Raw genomic sequence first — 16857 nt, 5'->3', positions numbered from 1 at the left:
ACGTTTGCCTTCGCTTCGTGCGAGCGCAAGGTCTATGCGCTTACGCTCACTTGCAACCCTGCGCCTCGAACGCTGCCTTGGTCGTGTAGCTGACGTCCGGCAGATACGGCCCGATGACGGCGCTTTCGTCGCCCGGCGTTTTCGTGTTCTGGATCGCGTTCGTGAAATCCGCTGCGGGCAGCATATTGCGCATGATCAGCAGACCGTCGTCGGTGTGGCCGGCGCCGTCGCCCGCATCCGACCACGTCAGGAAGCCACGGCCGCATGCCGTCGTCGCATTGACGGGGCGATCCGCATCCCGGCTGACGACGATCGTGTAATTGCCGTTCGCATCCGTCGGTACCTGCTCGTCGTAGAGGCACGACGTGCCCTTCTGCGTATAGAACTCGTTGGTACACATCGACCAGTAACGGATCTGGCCGGACGTCATTCTGGCGACGTTGTTGAACGTCTTCGGCGTGACTGGAATGCGACCGTGCAGCACGACGACCGGACCGTACGCGCGGCTGATCAGCGCCGTGACGTACGCGTTATCGAGGTTCGCGAAGTACGCGACCTGACGCACCGGCGTGCCACCGCATTTGCCGAGGAACATGCAGCCCAGACCGTATTGCGAGTTGTATTGCGCCATCCACACTGCCGGATTCACGCCCGGAAATCCCGCCGGCTTGCCGGGCTGGTCGCGCAGTGCGCTGTACGTCGCGGGAGGCAGTACCGGGCCCGGCAGCGTTGTCTGCGCGGGCGAGAGAACGTTGCATGCCTGCGCGCCCGTCAGGATCGTGCCGTCCGGTTGCTGCACCTGAAGATCGGGCAGGCCGACGCCGCCCGTGGTGTCCGCGCCCTTGTCCGCAGCGTAGACGCGATACCAGATCGTGATCGTCTGGCCAAAGTCGCTATCGGCGTAAAGCGTGTTCGGGGCGGCTGCGCCCGCTTGCGCTGTCGGCACGACTTCGACCGCATAGTTGCGAGCCGGCGCGTAGCGGATCGCGCCATCGACGAATGGATTGGTCGAGCCCGCGTCCGGTGTGATCTGATAGTCGGTCAGCGCAGAGGCGGGCGAGTTGTCGGTGCGGTAACTGTTGTACGAGATGTAGCGCGAATAGGGAAACTGCCCCTTGAGGAATACGCGCGTGCCGGTCGGCACCTTGAACACGGCTGACCAGTAAGTCGCACCGGAATCCGGGTAGGCAATATTGGTGTCGGCAGGCGACGTGCCATACGGGCCTTGCCAGAAGCACGTCGACATTGCATGCGAAACGGCAAAACTCGCGGGGGTGTCGGGTGTTTCCTGGTGAATGTCGCCGCCGCATGCCGACAGCAGCGAGGTACTCAGCAGCATCGAAATGCCAAGTACAACTGATTGAATGGATGACCCAATCTTTGTGGATGATTTCATGGCCTGTACGTCTCCCTGTTTTATGTAATCAGGTGTTGTCGCCTGAAGGTTGCTTCGAGCTGAAGCGAATGCCGCCCTCGATATAGTCGAGCAGATAGCGGTCGAGCCGGCTTACGCTGGTCGTCTCTAGCGGCCAGTAAGCTTCGAGTCCGATATCGGTGACCACGTTGAGCGCGGTATTGAATGCGAAAAGCGCCTTGGCGCCCGCGGCTTCGCGGCCGTTCGCGGGCACCGCGCGATAGACCAGTTCGTTGACCCGCACCGCGACTTCGCGCCATTCGCGTGCGATGACTTCCTTGCCGCGCGCACCGGAGCCGCCAATCATGCGAGTCAGGAACTGCAGGCTCGCCATGCCCGAAGGCGTGGCCGAAATGCGCACGATCGGGCGCACCAGCGCTTCGACGACGGTCGAAAGCGGCAGCGGTGCATCGCCGGTATTGGCTGCCGCGTGCGCGGCCTCGGCTTCATCGAGAATCGCGCTGACGCCGTCGAGATACTGTTTGACCGCGACCTTGATCGCCGCCTCGACGAGACCCCACATGTCACCGAAGTAGTGATACACGGCGTTCTGGCTCGACACGCCGGCCGCCTTGTTCAGCGTGCGGAACGAGACGCCTTCGATGCCGTGTTGCGCGAAGAGCGCGATGGCCTCCTCAATGAGCCGCGTTTTCGGGCTCGGTTCGGTTGAGGCTCGGGTGCTAGACGGGTTTTGGGTCACGTGGGAGGCGAAATGGTTTTGGTACGGTCGTACTGGTACGATCGTACCGGTTTACCGCGTCGTTTTTGCCAGGTGATTTCCCTGAGCCGCATTAAAGAGATAAAAATGGCGGCGGGGGGAGCCATGAAGCGGGCCGCCGTTGATGTCACGCATTCAGGCCGAGGTGGTTTCGCGGTATGCTGGACTTCATATCGAACGGAGGCGTGATGATGCATCCGCAACGAGTAACCGCTGCCATGCTGCTTGCTGCTGCGGGATGGTCGGCAGGCGCCTGGGGCCAACTGCACAGCGCCGACGAGGCCATCCAGTCAGCGGGCCGGGCTGCACATTTCGGAAGTGCAGTGTGCGGCTTCACCGCCGATCAGGTTGCGCACTACAAGGCGAAGCTGCGCGCTTCGACGCCCGAGGCGAACGACTTCGACTATCAGTGGAATTACGGCTGGACCCAGCAGGAACGTTCGCTTCTGCAGTATCAGACGCTGCGCACCACCAATCCGCAGGCCTACGCCGAGCGCGCGAAGGGCGATTGCAACCGTTTGCGATTCCGGATCAAGAACACGCGGGCCGCGGCGTCCGGCGGCGGCCCGGAGACAACAAAGCCGTAGACGTCTGCATTGCTCGTTTGCGTGACGGCATCGATGCGCGTGTGACGGGTATCGACGTCGTGCGAAGTATCTTCAGACATTTTCCCCGATCGCGAAACGCGGGCGACCGCATCCGTCAGGGCGCCGTCATGGAAGCCATGACGTGGCGCAGCAATTCGCTGCATTTCACATATCTTTCTTAGGTCTCCGATAGAGCTGTAAAGGGAAACGCGCGCTCACGGCCGTCCGGTCCTGCAGCGCAGCGAAAGATTGCTTTTCAACGCTTGCTCCATTTAAGCCATCAAAAATGATGCATTTAATGACGCGAAAAAACTTGCATTTGTGCCGGAAAAAACTAACTTGATGTAAAGCGGCATCGGCAAAAGATGCACAGCGCGGCAACGGAGGAGACACATGCCGGCTACACGTATGATGATTGCGCGTCGCGCCGGCGTGAGCGTGGCCACGGTCGACCGTGTGCTGCGCGACGACCAGGCGGTGCGTCCGGAAACGGCTGAACGCGTGCATATCGCGCTCGCGAACCTTCGCGACGAACGCGCAAGTCGCGGGCGGCCAGCAAAGCCGAATTCATTTCGCGTGGCCTTCGTGCTGCCGCAGGTCAACTCCCGCTTTCTCGATCACGTCGAGCGCGACATCGCGCTGTCGGCGAGCTTCTTTCGCGAACATCGCATCACGCCTTCTTTCTATCGATGCGACTTTTCCAGCCAGCGTGACACCGCGACGTTCGCCGAACAGGCCGTCGACTACGACGCGCTGGTACTCGTGCCGCTCGACTATCCGTGGGTCGAACGGCTGATCGAAGAGATGAACGAAGCGGGTGTGCCTGTCGTCACGGTGTTCTCCGATTTGCCGTCGAGCCGTCGCGCGGCCTATGTCGGTGTCGATAACCGCATCGCGGGGCGCACGGCCGGATTGCTGATGGGACGCTTTCTTGGCGCACGCATCGGCACGGTTGCGGTGCTCTCGGCATCGTCGCGCCTGCACGATCAGCTTGAGCGTCGCACCGGCTTTTCCCAGGTACTCGAAGAGGATTTTCGCAACCTGCGCTGGGTCGCCGAACCGGACTTTGCCGAAGACGACGATGGTGCAGGACTTGCCGTACAAGGGCTGCTCGCGCGTCATCCGGATCTGGTCGGCGTGTATGCGACGGGCGGCGGCATTTCAGGCATTGCTTCCTCGCTGATGGAATCCGGCGACAAGGCCCGTCTCATTGTGGTCGGTCACGAATGCACGGCCGAAACCCGCGCGCAGCTATCCGGGCGTGCGATCGACGTGATCCTCGATCAGGACGTGCGCGGCATCGTGCATTGGGCCGGGCTTGCGGCCATCAATTTTCTGAACGACGTGCGGGGCGCGCTTGCCATTCCGACGCCGGAAACCCGAATTTATCTTCGTGAGAATGCGCATGCCTGATGCTCGCGACACGCGGACCGTTCGTCAGATCCGCAAGAGCCGAAACACGGCGCCCGGCGCATGGGCGCTGCCTGACAGGTTGGAGACCGGAAGAACACAAGGAGAAGACTCATGTTTCGTCTTACGTCAGCAAGGGTAATGGCTGCGGCCGTGCTATCGCTGGGGCTCAGCATGGCAGGCGGCGCGCACGCGCAGGGCAAGCAGTTGACGCTGTGTTGGGCGGCCTGGGACCCGGCCAACGCACTCGTCGAACTGTCGAAGGATTTCACCGCCAAAACGGGCATCAAGATGAAGTTCGAGTTTGTGCCGTGGACGAGTTACGCGGATCGCTTCATCAACGAACTCAATTCACACGGCAAGCTGTGCGACCTGATTATCGGCGACAGTCAGTGGATTGGCGGCGCGGCGGTGAACGGTCACTACGTCAAGCTCAACGACTTCTTCGCGAAGAACAAGATCTCGATGGACGACTTCGTGCCGGCTACCGTGGTCGGCTATGCGGAGTGGCCAAAGAACACGCCGAATTACTGGGCGTTGCCGGCAATGGCCGATGCGGTCGGCTGGACGTATCGCAAGGACTGGTTTGCGCGCCCCGAACTGCGCGCCGAGTTCAAGCAGAAATACAAACGCGAACTTGAACCGCCGACAACCATGGATGAACTCAAGCAGACCGCCGAGTTCTTCCAGGGCCGCAAGATCGATGGCAAGACGGTATACGGCGCGTACATCTTTACCGAACGCGGTTCCGAAGGCATCACGATGGGCGTGACGAACATGCTCTACAACTTCGGCTTCGAATATGAAAACCCGAAGAAGCCGTATCAGCTGGATGGTTTCGTCAACTCGCCCGGTGCGGTTAAAGGCCTTGAGTTCTACAAGGCGCTTTACAAGTGTTGCACGGCGCCCGGCATGACGAACGCCTACATGCAGGAAGGCCTCGACGCATTCAAGTCCGGCCAGGTCGCGATGCAGATGAACTGGTTTGCGTTTTTCCCGGGTCTTTACAAGGATCCGAATGTGGGCGGCGACAAGATCGGCTTCTTCGTGAACCCGAAGGAGATGAAGCAGTTCACGCAGCTTGGCGGTCAGGGTATTTCGGTGGTGTCGTACTCGGATCACAAGGACGACGCACTCGAATACATCAAATGGTTTGCCCAGGGTGACGTGCAGAAGAAATGGTGGCAACTGGGCGGCTATTCGGCGGCGAAGTCAGTGGTCGATGCGCCGGATTTCCCCAAGAGCCAGCCGTTCGCCCCTGCGTTCCTGAAGTCGATGGCGATCGTGAAGGACTTCTGGGCCGAGCCCACGTATGCCGAACTGCTGCTCGACATGCAAAAGCGCGTGCATGACTACGTGGTGGCCGACAAGGGCAGCGCAAAGGATGCGCTCGATCTGCTCGTGAAAGACTGGAACAAGGTTTTCAAGGATGCTGGCAAGTAAGCGCGCATCAAGGTGCATCAACGCGCATCAACGCGCATCAGGTGTATGAAGACTGGACCCGCATCGCGTGTGCAGGATACGCGTGCGGGTTCGCTTAAAGGAGGCAGGCATGTTGGCAAACAAGCCTTTTCCGCCGCACGGCATTGAAACGGCCGCGCAGACGCGCATGAGCGCGCGCCTGCGCGGGCTGTCGGATCGCACGATCGCATGGCTCTTCATTCTTCCGACCATTCTGCTGCTGCTCGCGATCAACATCTTTCCGCTGATCTGGGCGCTGCGGCTGTCGTTCACGAACTTCAAGTCGAACATGCCGAGTGTGCCCGCGCGCTTCGTCGGCATCGACAACTACATCGACATTCTGACCGACGAAGACATCTGGTACGCCATGCAGGTCACAGCGCGCTTCATCTTCTGGTCGGTCGGTCTTGAAGTGCTGCTTGGATTCGGTCTTGCGCTCCTGATCAACCGGCAGTTTCGGGGCCACAGTTTCTGGACCACGCTGATCCTGCTGCCGATGATGCTGTCGCCGGCCGTGGTGGGTAACTTCTGGACGTTCCTGCTGCAACCGCAAACGGGCCTCTTTAACGACATCGTCAGTTTCTTTACAGGTATCGCGCCGGCCTCGTTCCAGATGATCGGCGACGTGCCGCTTGCTCCGTGGACGATCGTCATGGTCGACACGTGGATGTGGACGCCCTACGTGATGCTGATCTGCCTCGCCGGTCTGCGTTCGATTCCCGACTACATCTACGAAGCCGCGGAAGTGGATCGCGCCACGCCGTGGCGCCAGTTCTGGTCAATCACGCTGCCGATGACGCTGCCGTTCCTGATGCTTGCCGTGCTGTTTCGCGGCATCGAGAACTTCAAGATGTTCGACATGGTGAATCTGCTGACGTCGGGTGGACCCGGCTCCGTGACGGAAACCGTGTCGATTACGCTCAAGCGCGCGGCGTTCGAAAAGTGGCAGACGGGGTACTCGTCGGCGCTTGCGATCATCCTGTTCGTCACGGTGTTCGGCGCGGCGAACATCTACGTGAAGGCGCTCAACCGGGTGAAACAGCGATGAGACCGACCACCTCCCAACATTCGGTCGTGGCCGCGACGCCGCGCGGCAAGCGCGTGGCCGCCACGATCGTGATTGCGTATGCGTTGATCGCCACGCTGCCGATGGTCTGGATTTTCCTGACCAGCTTCAAGACGCAGGAAGATGCGATCGCCTATCCGCCTGTCGTCGTATTCCATCCTTCGATGGAAGGCTACGTGAATCTCTTCACGATCCGCTCGCGCCAGACGCCGGAGTTCATTGCGAGCCTGCCGCCGGCACAGACGTGGTACGAGCGCGATGTGCGCAAGCGCAACATGGTGATCGCCGGGCCTTCGAAGGTTTTGCCGCGCTTCATGAACTCGCTCGTGATCGGCTTTGGCTCGACGTTTCTCGCGGTGTTTCTCGGCACGCTGGCGGCTTACGCGTTCTCGCGCTTCAAGGTGCCGCTCGCCGACGATCTGCTCTTCTTCATTCTCTCGACGCGGATGATGCCGCCGATAGCCGTCGCCATTCCGATCTACCTGATGTATCGCGCGCTGGGCTTGAGCGACAGCTACGTCGGCATGATCGTGCTGTACACGGCGGTGAACGTGTCGCTGGCGGTGTGGCTGCTTAAGGGCTTCATGGACGAGATTCCGCGCGAGTATGAAGAAGCGGCGCTTGTCGACGGCTATACGCGCCTGCAGGCGTTCGTGAAGGTCGTGCTGCCGCAGGCAATTACCGGGATCGCCGCGACGGCGATCTTCTGTCTGATCTTCGCGTGGAATGAATATGCGTTTGCGTCGCTGCTCACGAGCGGCGATGCGCAGACGATGCCGCCGTTCATCCCGTTCATCATCGGCGAGGGCGGCCAGGACTGGCCGGCGGTAGCAGCCGCGACGACGCTGTTCGTGCTGCCGATCCTCTTCTTCACCGTCGTGCTGCGCAAGCATCTGCTGCGCGGTATCACTTTCGGAGCGGTGCGCAAATGAATCAGACGACCCATACGACGCCGCGCCGACGCTTCCTGCGGCGCAATTATAGCGAAGGGGCATCGACCGTTGTGATCGGGCTGGGCACGGCCATGCTGGTCCAGCCTTTTTCGCTCGCGCTTTACACCTGGTCGTTTCCCGTCATTCTGGTGGGGGCGCTTGCGTTCGTCGTCACCAGTCATTTTCCCGATTGATCATGTCCACGATCGTTCTCGCCAACCTGCACAAACGCTTCGGTGATTTCACCGCGGTGCGCGACACCAGTCTGACGATCACGGCGGGTCGTTTTGTCGTGCTGCTCGGCCCTTCGGGCTGCGGCAAGACCACCACGCTGCGCATGATCGCCGGCCTCGAGCTGCCGACGTCGGGCCAGATACTCATCGATGGCGAAGACGTGACCGCGCTGCGCGCGCGGCAACGCGACATCGCCTTCGTGTTCCAGATGTTCGCGCTGTATCCGCACATGACGGTTCGCAACAACATCGCGTTCCCGCTCAAGAACGAACATGTGTCGCGCCAGGAAATCGTGCGGCGCGTCGATGCCGCCGCGCACATGCTGCGCATTGAAAACATTCTCGACCGCAAGACCGGTGGCCTCTCTGGCGGCGACCGTCAGCGCGTGGCGCTGGGCCGCGCGATCGTACGGCAGCCGAAAGCCTTTCTGATGGATGAACCGCTTGGCACGCTCGACGCCGATTTCCGCGAGCTGATGTGTCTGGAGTTGCGCAAGCTTCACAACGCGCTGGGCGCGACGACTGTGTATGTTACGCACGACCAGAGCGAAGCGATGGCGATGGCGGACGACATCGTCGTGATGAACAAGGGCGAAGTGTTGCAGGCCGGATCGCCGCACGAGATCTATCACTTTCCCACGACGGTGTTCGTCGGCAATTTCATCGGCAGCCCGCCGATGAATTTTCTGCGCGTCGATGGCGGCGTGACAGCGGGAAGCGAGCAGGTTCTGCTGCAAGGCGCGCCGGTTTCGGTACCGCGTTGCGACGCCGACGCGGCGAGCGTGTTGCTGGGTATTCGTCCCGAGCACATATTTATCGACGATCACGGCCCGCTGCGCGGCAACGTGATCGCCGACGAATATCTCGGTTCGCATCAGGTGCTGGTGGTCGAGACGGCGCTTGGCATCGTACGCGTGCGGGCCGGCAAGGACGACGGGCTGCCGGCCGGCACGGCCGTGGGCCTCTCGTTTCACAAGGATCGCACGCTGCTGTACGACGCCGCTACGACGCGCCTGCTGCCAGGTGCGGCGCGCACGATTCCCGCTAACGGAGACAGCCATGGCTGAAATCCAGTTGCGCAACGTATCGAAACGCTTTGGCGACATCGTCGCGGTGGACGATCTTTCCATCGACGTCAAGGACGGTGAGTTCGTCGTCCTGCTCGGCCCGAGCGGCGCGGGCAAGACGACTACGCTGCGGCTGATCGCGGGCCTCGAAAAGCCCGATGGCGGCGACGTGCTGATCGATGGCGAAATCGCGACGCACGTTCATCCGTCGGATCGCGACGTCGCGTTTATCTTCCAGCAATACTCGCTCTATCCGCATCTGACGGTATTCGGCAATCTTGCGTTTCCGCTTCGCTCACCCAGAAGGCGCAGCAGCGAATCCGAAATCCGCGCACGCGTTCAGGCCGTCGCCGAAATGCTGCATATGGAATCGAAGCTCGACAACATGGCGACGCATCTGTCGGGCGGCGAGATGCAGCGCGTCGCGATAGGGCGGGCGCTCGTGCGGCAGCCGAAGGTGTTCCTGATGGACGAACCGCTGTCGTCGCTCGACGCCAAGCTGCGCGAGGAACTGCGCATCGAACTCAAGCGGCTGCACCGCACGATCGGCGCGACGATCATCTACGTGACGCACGACCAGGTTGAAGCGACGACGCTCGCCGACCGCATCGGCATACTCGAACACGGCCGGCTTGTGCAACTGGGCACGCCGCGCGAAGTCTATGGCAACCCTGTTTCGCTTGGCGCCGCGCAGCGTCTCGGATCACCGCCTATCAATTTGCTGCCACCCGCGCTGTTCGATCCGGCGGGTATGCCGGCAGGCACCGCGACCGTCGCGATCCGGCCGGAGGACATCGTGCTGCATGACGCGCAATCGCAGCCGACGGGCGACGCCCTCAACCTCAGGGTGCTCGAGTATTCGCCGTTGCGCCATCTGCTGATCCTCGATCGTGAAGGAACGGCCGTTGTCGCGACGACCGTTGCCGAACGCAACTTCACTCCAGGGCAGTCGGTCGGCGTCTCGATGCCGCCGCGCAGCCTTCTCTATTTCCGGGCCGACGGCAGGAGGATTCCGACATGAACGGCAAAACGGTCATGGCGTGCATCGACGCCGCATATGCATCGCTTAAGGAACACACCGACGAAATCGCGCTGCTCGACCAGCAGATCGGCGACGGCGATCATATTTTCAATCTCCTGCGCGGCATGGAGGCACTGCTCGCCGTACGCGCCGATATCGAAGCGGAAGATTTCGGCGCGGCGCTGGACCTGGCTGCATCGAAGGTGCTGTCTACGGTTGGCGGCTCGTCGGGCCCGCTGTTTTTCTCGCTGCTTAACGGCATGGCGAAAGCATCGGCGGGTAACGCAATGGATGTCGCCGGCTTCGCGCACATTTATGCCGCGGGCGTCGAGGCGGTCGGGCAGCGCGGCAAGACAGGAGTTGGCAGCAAGACGATGATGGACGTGCTGATTCCAGTCGCCGCGCGTTTCGACGAACTTGCAGTGGCGGGCGAGCCAAAAGCCGCCGTGCTTGAGGCGTTGCCGAAGGTCGCGGAAGAAAACATGCTCGCGACGCGCGACATGCTCGCCACTAAAGGCCGCGCGTCGTTTCTCGGTGAGCGTTCACGCGGCCACATCGATCCGGGTGCGCGTTCCAGCCAGTTGATGATCACGGCGGTCTGCGCGCGGCTCGCGCAAAACGGCTAACGAAAGGAGCGGAGACCATGAAGAAATTTATCAACCACGTCGACGATTTCCTTGCCGAGAGTCTGGTGGGGTTCGCCACAGTGCATGCCGATCTCGTTGTACTGAATCAGGAACCGCTCTTCGTGCGACGCAAGGAACTGAAGCCCGGCAAGGTCGCGTTGATCTCAGGCGGCGGCTCGGGGCACGAGCCGTTGCATTCTGGCTTCGTCGGTTACGGCATGCTCGATGCGGCGTGCCCCGGACAGATCTTCACGTCGCCGACGCCCGACCAGATGATGGCCGCGGCAAAGGCCGTCGATACTGGCGCGGGCGTGCTGTTCATCGTGAAGAACTATTCGGGCGATCTGATGAACTTCGAAATGGCATCGGAGATGTCGGACGTGGCGAACGCGATGGTGCTGATCAACGACGACGTCGCCGTCGAAAATTCAAGCTATACGACAGGGCGTCGCGGCGTGGCGGGCGCAGTGATCGTCGAGAAACTGGTGGGCAGCCTGGCGGAAAGCGGCGCGAATCTCGAAGAGTGCAAGACGTTCGGTGACCGGATCAACAAGCGGACCGCGTCGATGGGCGTCGCGTTCACGAGCTGCACGGTGCCGGCTGCGGGCACGCTGACGTTCAAGATCGGTGACGACGAGATCGAGGTCGGCGTAGGCATTCACGGCGAGCCGGGCCGACGTCGCGCGAAATTCGAACCGGCCGATGCGATCGCCGCCGAGTTGCTGACGGCTATCGTCGACGACCTTAAGCCCGCGTCGGATGCGCAGTTACTGGTGCTCATCAACGGACTCGGTGGCACGCCGCTTGGCGAGCTGTACCTGCTCTTTAACTCCACGCGCGCGTGGTTGCAGCAACATGACTTGCGTATTGCGCGCGCGCAGGTCGGTTCGCTGACGACATCGCTGGAAATGGCCGGCGCGTCGATCACGCTCTGCGTGCTCGACGCGGAAATGATGCGGCATTGGGATAGTGCCGTGCATACGCCGGGATTGCGGTGGGGGCGGTAGCAGTCTGGAGCGGTTGAAGGGCGTATGAGGGCGGCCCGTTGCGGGATCGTGGGATGCCTTCAGTCACTTCAATGGTATTGCTGCCCTGATGCTCGCCCCTCATCGAAGAGCGCCGCACACAACGCACGTCCGGCATCGGTCAAACGTGCGGTGCCGGTGCCTGCCTCGTCGAACGTCGTATCGACAAAGCCGCCATCGACGAGCGCCGTCAACTGACGGCGCAAGCCACTCATCGGCAGGCCCGCCTGTTTGGAGAGCTTCGCCAGCGACCACGCGCGCTCCGGTGTTTCCTGCGTGGCGCGCCAGAGCTGCGCGAGCACGGCGATCAGCGCGGGATCGATCTCATCGTTCATGTGCGTCTCCGTTCAGTGCTTGTAGTGTGTTCTCAAGCCATCTGCGCAACGAGTTCCCCTAGCGTCCTCAGCGCAGTTTCCGTTGCGGGCGTCCATGCGTAGCTGTAGTTCAGCCGGATGAAATGGTGAAACTCGTTGCGCGTCGAAAACATGTAACCGGGCCCGATCGTAATACCGCGTGCGAGTGCCGCCTGATAGAGCCGCATTGAATCGACGCGCTCCGGCAGTTCCACCCACAACACGTAACCGCCCTGCGGCGCCGACGTGCGCGTGCCTTCGGGAAAAAACCGCTGCACGGCGGCGGTCATCAGGCGCGCCTGCTGCCGGTAAACCCGGCGCACGTGCCGCAGATGCCTGTCGTAGCCATCCTGACGCAGATAGTCGGCGACGGCGACCTGCGGCACGGAAGGCGTCGTCAGCGTATTCAGGAACTTGAGTTTCTCGACCTGTGCACGATAGCGCCCGGGCATCGCCCAGCCGATCCGGTACGAAGCCGTCAGACTCTTCGAGAACGACGCGCAATGCAGAACGAGCCCTCGCGTATCGAAGTTCTTCAGCGTCGAAGGCCGCGCCTCGCCGTAGTACAGCTCCTGATACACATCGTTTTCGATGGCCGGAATGTCGTGCGCGGCCAGCAGTTCGACCAGTTGCCGCTTGCGGGCGTCGGGCATCTGGAAGCCCAATGGATTCTGGAAGTTCGGCATGACCATGCACGCCGCGATCTTCTCGCGCGCGATGATCTGCGCCAGCGCTTCGAGATCGATGCCTTCGACGGGATGCGTCGGCACTTCGATCGCGCGCATGCCGAGCCGTTCGATCGCGTGCAGCATCGCGTAATACGTCGGCGATTCGACGGCGACGGTGTCGCCCGGTTTCGCGACCGCCTGCAGACTGAGGTTGATCGCCTCGGTTGCGCCCATGGTGATGACGATTTCCTGCGGGTCGACCGGCACGCCGTTTTCGGCGTAACGCCGTGCGATCTGGCGGATCAGTTCGGGATTGCCGGGCGGCAGGTCGTCCATCAGGTTCCAGCTCGCGTGCCGTCGCGCAATCGCGTTCGCGTACTGGTTGATCCTGCGCCACGGGAAGAGCGATGGGTCGGGATACGGCGAGCCGAGCGGCATCGCGTCGTTCGCACGGATGCTGCGAAGCGTCGACAGCACGAGCCGGCTCACGTCGACCTCGGAAGCGACAGCGGGCGCCTGTGGCGAGCTGGCTCGCGCAGCATGCGTGCGGACCAGCTCGCGCACGAAATAGCCGGACTGCGGCCGCGTTTCGACCACGCCGCGCCCTTCGAGCAGCGCATACGCGTGCAGCACCGTCTTGATGCTCACGCCCTGGCGTTCGCTTGCCTGCCGCACCGACGGAATGCGCTCGCCCGCAGCGAAAACGCCATTGCGAATGGCGGTCTCGATTTCGTCGGCGAGTTTCTCGTAGAGCTTCACGGCGAAGAAGGTCCGGACAGGGAATGCCATCAGTGTAGCCCGACTCTTCTAACTGTACTCCCTGGATTTCACATTTTCTGTGCGCCGCGTTCGTTTTGGAACACAGTACGCTTCACTCCATCGGCACATCCGCCTGCTTATGCGTCTACCCGACGACACGGTCATGAAGAAACCCGAAGCTCGTATCGAGCCCTACACGCACCCCGCAGCGGGCTGGGGCGCGCTCAAATATGTGGCGCTGAACCTGCTCAAGGAGAAGGTCGCGGGCGGCAACTACCGCACGCTGCTCGCGCAGAACCAGCCGAATGGCTTCGATTGCCCGGGCTGTGCGTGGCCGGACCGCGAACACGCGTCGACGTTTGAATTCTGTGAAAACGGCGTGAAAGCCGTGGCCGCCGAAGCCACCAGCAAGCGCGCCACGCCTGCGCTTTTCGAGCAGTTCACAGTCGCCGATCTGATGACGCAGTCCGATTTCGAGCTCGAGCAGCATGGCCGCCTGACCGATCCGCTTGTCTACGATGCCACCCGCGACCGCTACGTGCCGATCTCGTGGGACGACGCGTTCGAACTGATCGCGCGCCATCTGAAGCAGCTCGACGATCCGGACCGCGCCGCGTTCTACACGTCGGGCCGCGCGAGCAATGAAGCGGCGTTTCTGTACCAGCTCTTCGTGCGCATGTACGGCACGAACAACTTCCCCGACTGCTCGAACATGTGCCACGAAGCGACGAGCCGCGGCCTGCCGCATACCGTCGGCGTCGGCAAGGGCACAGTCACGCTGGACGACTTCGAACACGCCGACACATTGCTGCTCTTCGGCCAGAATCCGGCGACGAACCATCCGCGCATGCTGGGCGAACTGCGCGAATGCGCGAAGCGCGGCGCGACCATCGTGTCGATCAATCCGCTGAAGGAGCGCGGCCTCGAGCGTTTCGCGAGCCCGCAGCATCCGGTCGAAATGATCACGATGGGCAGCACGAAAATCAGCTCGGTGTTTATCCGCCCGAAGGTCGGCGGTGATTTCGCGCTGATCAAGGGCGTGGCGAAGCGCGTGATCGAACTCGATGACGAAGCCATCGCGTCGAACCTGGAACGCGTACTGGATGTCGGTTTCATCGCGGAGCACACGGTGGGCTTCGATTCGTTCGCCGACGATCTGCGCGCGGAAAGCTGGGATGCGATTGTCGCCGAATCGGGTGTGCCGTTCGAAGAGGTGCTGAAGCTCGCCGATATCTACGTGAAGGGCCGCGCAGTGATCTCGACGTGGGGCATGGGCCTCACGCAGCACAAGAACTCCGTGCCGACGGTGCAGATCCTGTCGAACCTCATGATGATGCGCGGCAATATCGGACGGCGCGGCGCGGGTCTCTGCCCGGTGCGCGGACACTCGAATGTGCAGGGCGACCGCACCGTCGGCATCGAGGAGCAGCCGACGCAGGAATTCCTCGGCCGCCTCGGCGAAGTGTACGACTTCGAACCGCCGCGCGAACACGGCCTCGATGTCGTGAACACGATTCAGGCGATGCTCGACGGCAAGGTGAAGGTGTTCATCGGCCTTGGCGGCAACTTCTCGATTGCGACGCCCGATACGCCGCGCACCTGGGAGGCCATGCGCGCGTGCGCGCTGACGGTGCACATCACGACGAAGCTGAACCGCAGTCATCTCGTGCACGGCCACGACGCGCTGATCCTGCCGACGCTTGGCCGCACCGAAATCGATCTGCAGAAGGGCGTGGCGCAGGGCGTGAGCGTCGAGGATTCGATGAGCATGGTCCACATCTCCTACGGCATGAACAAGCCGGCTTCGGAGAATCTGCTGTCGGAAATCGCGATCGTCGCGCGCATGGCGCACGCGACGCTCGGCAGCGCGAAGGTCGACTGGCTCGCACACGCGGACGATTACGCGTTGATCCGCGACGGCATCGCGAAGGTGATCGAAGGCTTTACGGATTACAACGAGCGCCTGAAGCAGCCGGGCGGTTTTCATCTGGGCGTCGCATCGCGCGACCGTATCTGGAACACGCCGAGCCGCAAGGCGCAGTTCATCGTGCACGCGATTTCATTCGATACGCCGATTCACCGCGCGCGGGCGCTCTACGGCGAACGCCTGATGACGCTGATGACCACGCGCTCGCACGATCAATACAACACGACGATCTACGGCCTCGACGACCGCTATCGCGGCGTCTACGGCCAGCGCCGTGTGCTGTTCGCGAACCGCGACGACATCGCGATGCTCGGTTTCAAGGCCGGCGAGCGGGTCGACATCACGAGCGTATGGGACGACGGCATCGAGCGTCGCGCGGACAGTTTCCTGCTGGTCGAATACGATATTCCGCGTGGGTGTCTGGGCGCGTACTACCCGGAGACGAATCCGCTCGTGCCGCTGTCATCGGTGGCCGATGGCGCGGGTACGCCGACGTCGAAGTCGATTCCGGTCCTGCTGACGGCCTGTGGGGACGCTACGTCCCAACAAGCGCTGCAGGAAACGTCTCAATACGAGGCGGCATTGGCCTGACGGCATAGCCGGATTGCCGCCACGCGTCGAGGCCACCCGTCAGCGTGCGCGTGTGCGAAAAGCCTTCCTTGTGCAGGTGCTCGCACATTTTCCGCGACGACGAACTGTTTTCGCAGAAGCAGTACACCACGATGTCGCGCTTGAGCACCTTCGAGCGCAGCGGCTCGGCGGATTGCAGATCGAGCAGCATGGCGCCGGGAATGAGCCACGGGTCTTCGTCGCGGACCGACTCCGGCCGCGCGTCGACAATGACGGGCGGCGAAGAGGAGCGCATCATCGCGTCGAGCTGTTCGGGCGAAACCTGCATATGCGCGATGCGCCGGCGAAAATTCAGACGCTGCCAGTAGCGATACGCGATGTAAAGGACAGCAGCGGCGGCGATCACATCGAAGATCGTCGCGCCGTGCGACCGGACGACGGCCATGAACCTCGACAGCTCCTGTTCGAACACCGCCCCGCCCAGCAGCCAGAACGCGGCCCACGCGAGTGTGCCCGCGGCGTCCCACGCAAAATAGGCGGAAATCCCGACGGACGTGGTGCCCATCAGCGGCGGCGTGACGAGCGCGAGACCCGGCACGAATTTGCAGACCGCGACGATCGGCAAGCCGAAGCGCCCGAAGAGCGTGCGCGTGTGTCGCACGCTGGTTGCGACTGTGAGTGAGAAACGCGCCAGACTGTCGATGAGGCGGTGTCCGAAGCGCCGGCCTGCGGCGAACCAGACGCAGTCGCCGAGCATCGCGGCGGCCACGGCGGCGAACAGGATGTGTGTGAATGAGAGCGTCCCGTTGCCAATCGCGGAGCCGGCAAAGACGAGCACCGGAATCGCGGGCAGCGGGGCACCGAGGCGTGTCAGCAGCACGTTGCCGAACACCACCACCGCGCCCCATGTCGCAATTGCCGCTGCGGGAAACTCGATCACCTGCTCGCTCCTGTGATGAACGCGCACCGGCCCGTTCGTTACATCTGCTTATTGTGCCGTGTGATCGGCCGGCGCGCTTG

General features: G+C 62.2%; 16 protein-coding genes. 11 read left to right on the top strand and 5 right to left on the bottom strand.

Annotation, left to right across the window (positions count from 1 at the left end; genetic code table 11):
• Positions 1 to 46: 46 nt before the first annotated feature.
• Both LPA36_RS25880 and LPA36_RS25875 read right to left on the bottom strand, forming a co-directional pair.
• Positions 47 to 1339 carry a hypothetical protein gene (locus LPA36_RS25880; RefSeq protein ID WP_228883018.1) on the bottom strand — a complete coding sequence of 431 codons (1293 nt, stop codon included), beginning with the start codon at positions 1337 to 1339 and terminating at the stop codon, positions 47 to 49.
• A gap of 85 nt (positions 1340 to 1424) precedes the next feature.
• Complete coding sequence (locus LPA36_RS25875) at positions 1425 to 2114, bottom strand: TetR/AcrR family transcriptional regulator (protein ID WP_228883017.1); 690 nt, start codon at positions 2112 to 2114, stop codon at positions 1425 to 1427.
• Between the two features lie 176 nt (positions 2115 to 2290).
• Here LPA36_RS25875 and LPA36_RS25870 point away from each other — a divergent pair, with 176 nt between their 5' ends.
• The 10 genes from LPA36_RS25870 (at position 2291) to dhaK (ending at position 11542) form a co-directional block, all read left to right on the top strand.
• On the top strand, positions 2291 to 2719 hold the full coding sequence (locus tag LPA36_RS25870) for a hypothetical protein (RefSeq protein ID WP_228883016.1): 429 nt from the start codon (positions 2291 to 2293) through the stop codon (positions 2717 to 2719).
• Between the two features lie 393 nt (positions 2720 to 3112).
• Positions 3113 to 4132 (top strand): LacI family DNA-binding transcriptional regulator, encoded by a 1020-nt coding sequence (locus LPA36_RS25865; protein WP_228883015.1) that lies wholly within the window; start codon positions 3113 to 3115, stop codon positions 4130 to 4132.
• Positions 4133 to 4243: 111 nt separating this feature from the next.
• Complete coding sequence (locus tag LPA36_RS25860; protein WP_228883013.1) at positions 4244 to 5572, top strand: ABC transporter substrate-binding protein; 1329 nt, start codon at positions 4244 to 4246, stop codon at positions 5570 to 5572.
• Positions 5573 to 5681: 109 nt separating this feature from the next.
• Positions 5682 to 6638, top strand: a complete 957-nt coding sequence (locus LPA36_RS25855; protein WP_228883011.1) for a carbohydrate ABC transporter permease — start codon at positions 5682 to 5684, stop codon at positions 6636 to 6638.
• The gene (locus LPA36_RS25850) at positions 6635 to 7588 is read left to right on the top strand and encodes a carbohydrate ABC transporter permease (protein WP_228883010.1); all 954 of its coding nucleotides are present in this window, start codon (positions 6635 to 6637) and stop codon (positions 7586 to 7588) included. The genes LPA36_RS25855 and LPA36_RS25850 overlap by 4 nt, the downstream gene beginning before the upstream one ends.
• Complete coding sequence (locus tag LPA36_RS25845; RefSeq protein ID WP_228883008.1) at positions 7585 to 7782, top strand: hypothetical protein; 198 nt, start codon at positions 7585 to 7587, stop codon at positions 7780 to 7782. Before LPA36_RS25850 ends, LPA36_RS25845 begins: the two co-directional genes overlap by 4 nt.
• Before the next feature lie 2 nt (positions 7783 to 7784).
• A complete protein-coding gene (locus LPA36_RS25840) occupies positions 7785 to 8888 on the top strand; it encodes an ABC transporter ATP-binding protein (RefSeq protein WP_228883007.1) in 1104 nt (367 codons plus the stop codon).
• Positions 8881 to 9909 carry an ABC transporter ATP-binding protein gene (locus tag LPA36_RS25835; protein ID WP_228883005.1) on the top strand — a complete coding sequence of 343 codons (1029 nt, stop codon included), beginning with the start codon at positions 8881 to 8883 and terminating at the stop codon, positions 9907 to 9909. The genes LPA36_RS25840 and LPA36_RS25835 overlap by 8 nt, the downstream gene beginning before the upstream one ends.
• Positions 9906 to 10535: a dihydroxyacetone kinase subunit DhaL gene (gene dhaL, locus LPA36_RS25830; RefSeq protein WP_228883003.1), complete on the top strand. Its 630-nt coding sequence runs from the start codon at positions 9906 to 9908 to the stop codon at positions 10533 to 10535. Before LPA36_RS25835 ends, dhaL begins: the two co-directional genes overlap by 4 nt.
• Before the next feature lie 17 nt (positions 10536 to 10552).
• Complete coding sequence (gene dhaK, locus LPA36_RS25825) at positions 10553 to 11542, top strand: dihydroxyacetone kinase subunit DhaK (protein WP_228883002.1); 990 nt, start codon at positions 10553 to 10555, stop codon at positions 11540 to 11542.
• Positions 11543 to 11610: 68 nt separating this feature from the next.
• Here dhaK and LPA36_RS25820 read toward each other — a convergent pair whose 3' ends face one another.
• Positions 11611 to 11895, bottom strand: coding sequence for a helix-turn-helix domain-containing protein (locus LPA36_RS25820; RefSeq protein ID WP_228883000.1), 285 nt, complete (start codon positions 11893 to 11895; stop codon positions 11611 to 11613).
• Positions 11896 to 11927: 32 nt separating this feature from the next.
• The gene (locus LPA36_RS25815; protein WP_228883203.1) at positions 11928 to 13340 is read right to left on the bottom strand and encodes an aminotransferase-like domain-containing protein; all 1413 of its coding nucleotides are present in this window, start codon (positions 13338 to 13340) and stop codon (positions 11928 to 11930) included.
• Positions 13341 to 13503: 163 nt separating this feature from the next.
• Here LPA36_RS25815 and LPA36_RS25810 point away from each other — a divergent pair, with 163 nt between their 5' ends.
• Positions 13504 to 15858: an FdhF/YdeP family oxidoreductase gene (locus tag LPA36_RS25810; protein WP_228882997.1), complete on the top strand. Its 2355-nt coding sequence runs from the start codon at positions 13504 to 13506 to the stop codon at positions 15856 to 15858.
• On the opposite strand, the gene LPA36_RS25805 is transcribed toward LPA36_RS25810, so the two are convergent.
• Positions 15803 to 16777: a VTT domain-containing protein gene (locus LPA36_RS25805; RefSeq protein WP_228882995.1), complete on the bottom strand. Its 975-nt coding sequence runs from the start codon at positions 16775 to 16777 to the stop codon at positions 15803 to 15805. The genes LPA36_RS25810 and LPA36_RS25805 overlap by 56 nt on opposite strands.
• Between the last annotated feature and the right edge of the window lie 80 nt (positions 16778 to 16857).

The organism is Paraburkholderia saeva, from assembly GCF_907164555.1.
Lineage (GTDB): Bacteria > Pseudomonadota > Gammaproteobacteria > Burkholderiales > Burkholderiaceae > Paraburkholderia > Paraburkholderia saeva.
This window is presented reverse-complemented; position numbering and strand designations above follow the sequence as displayed.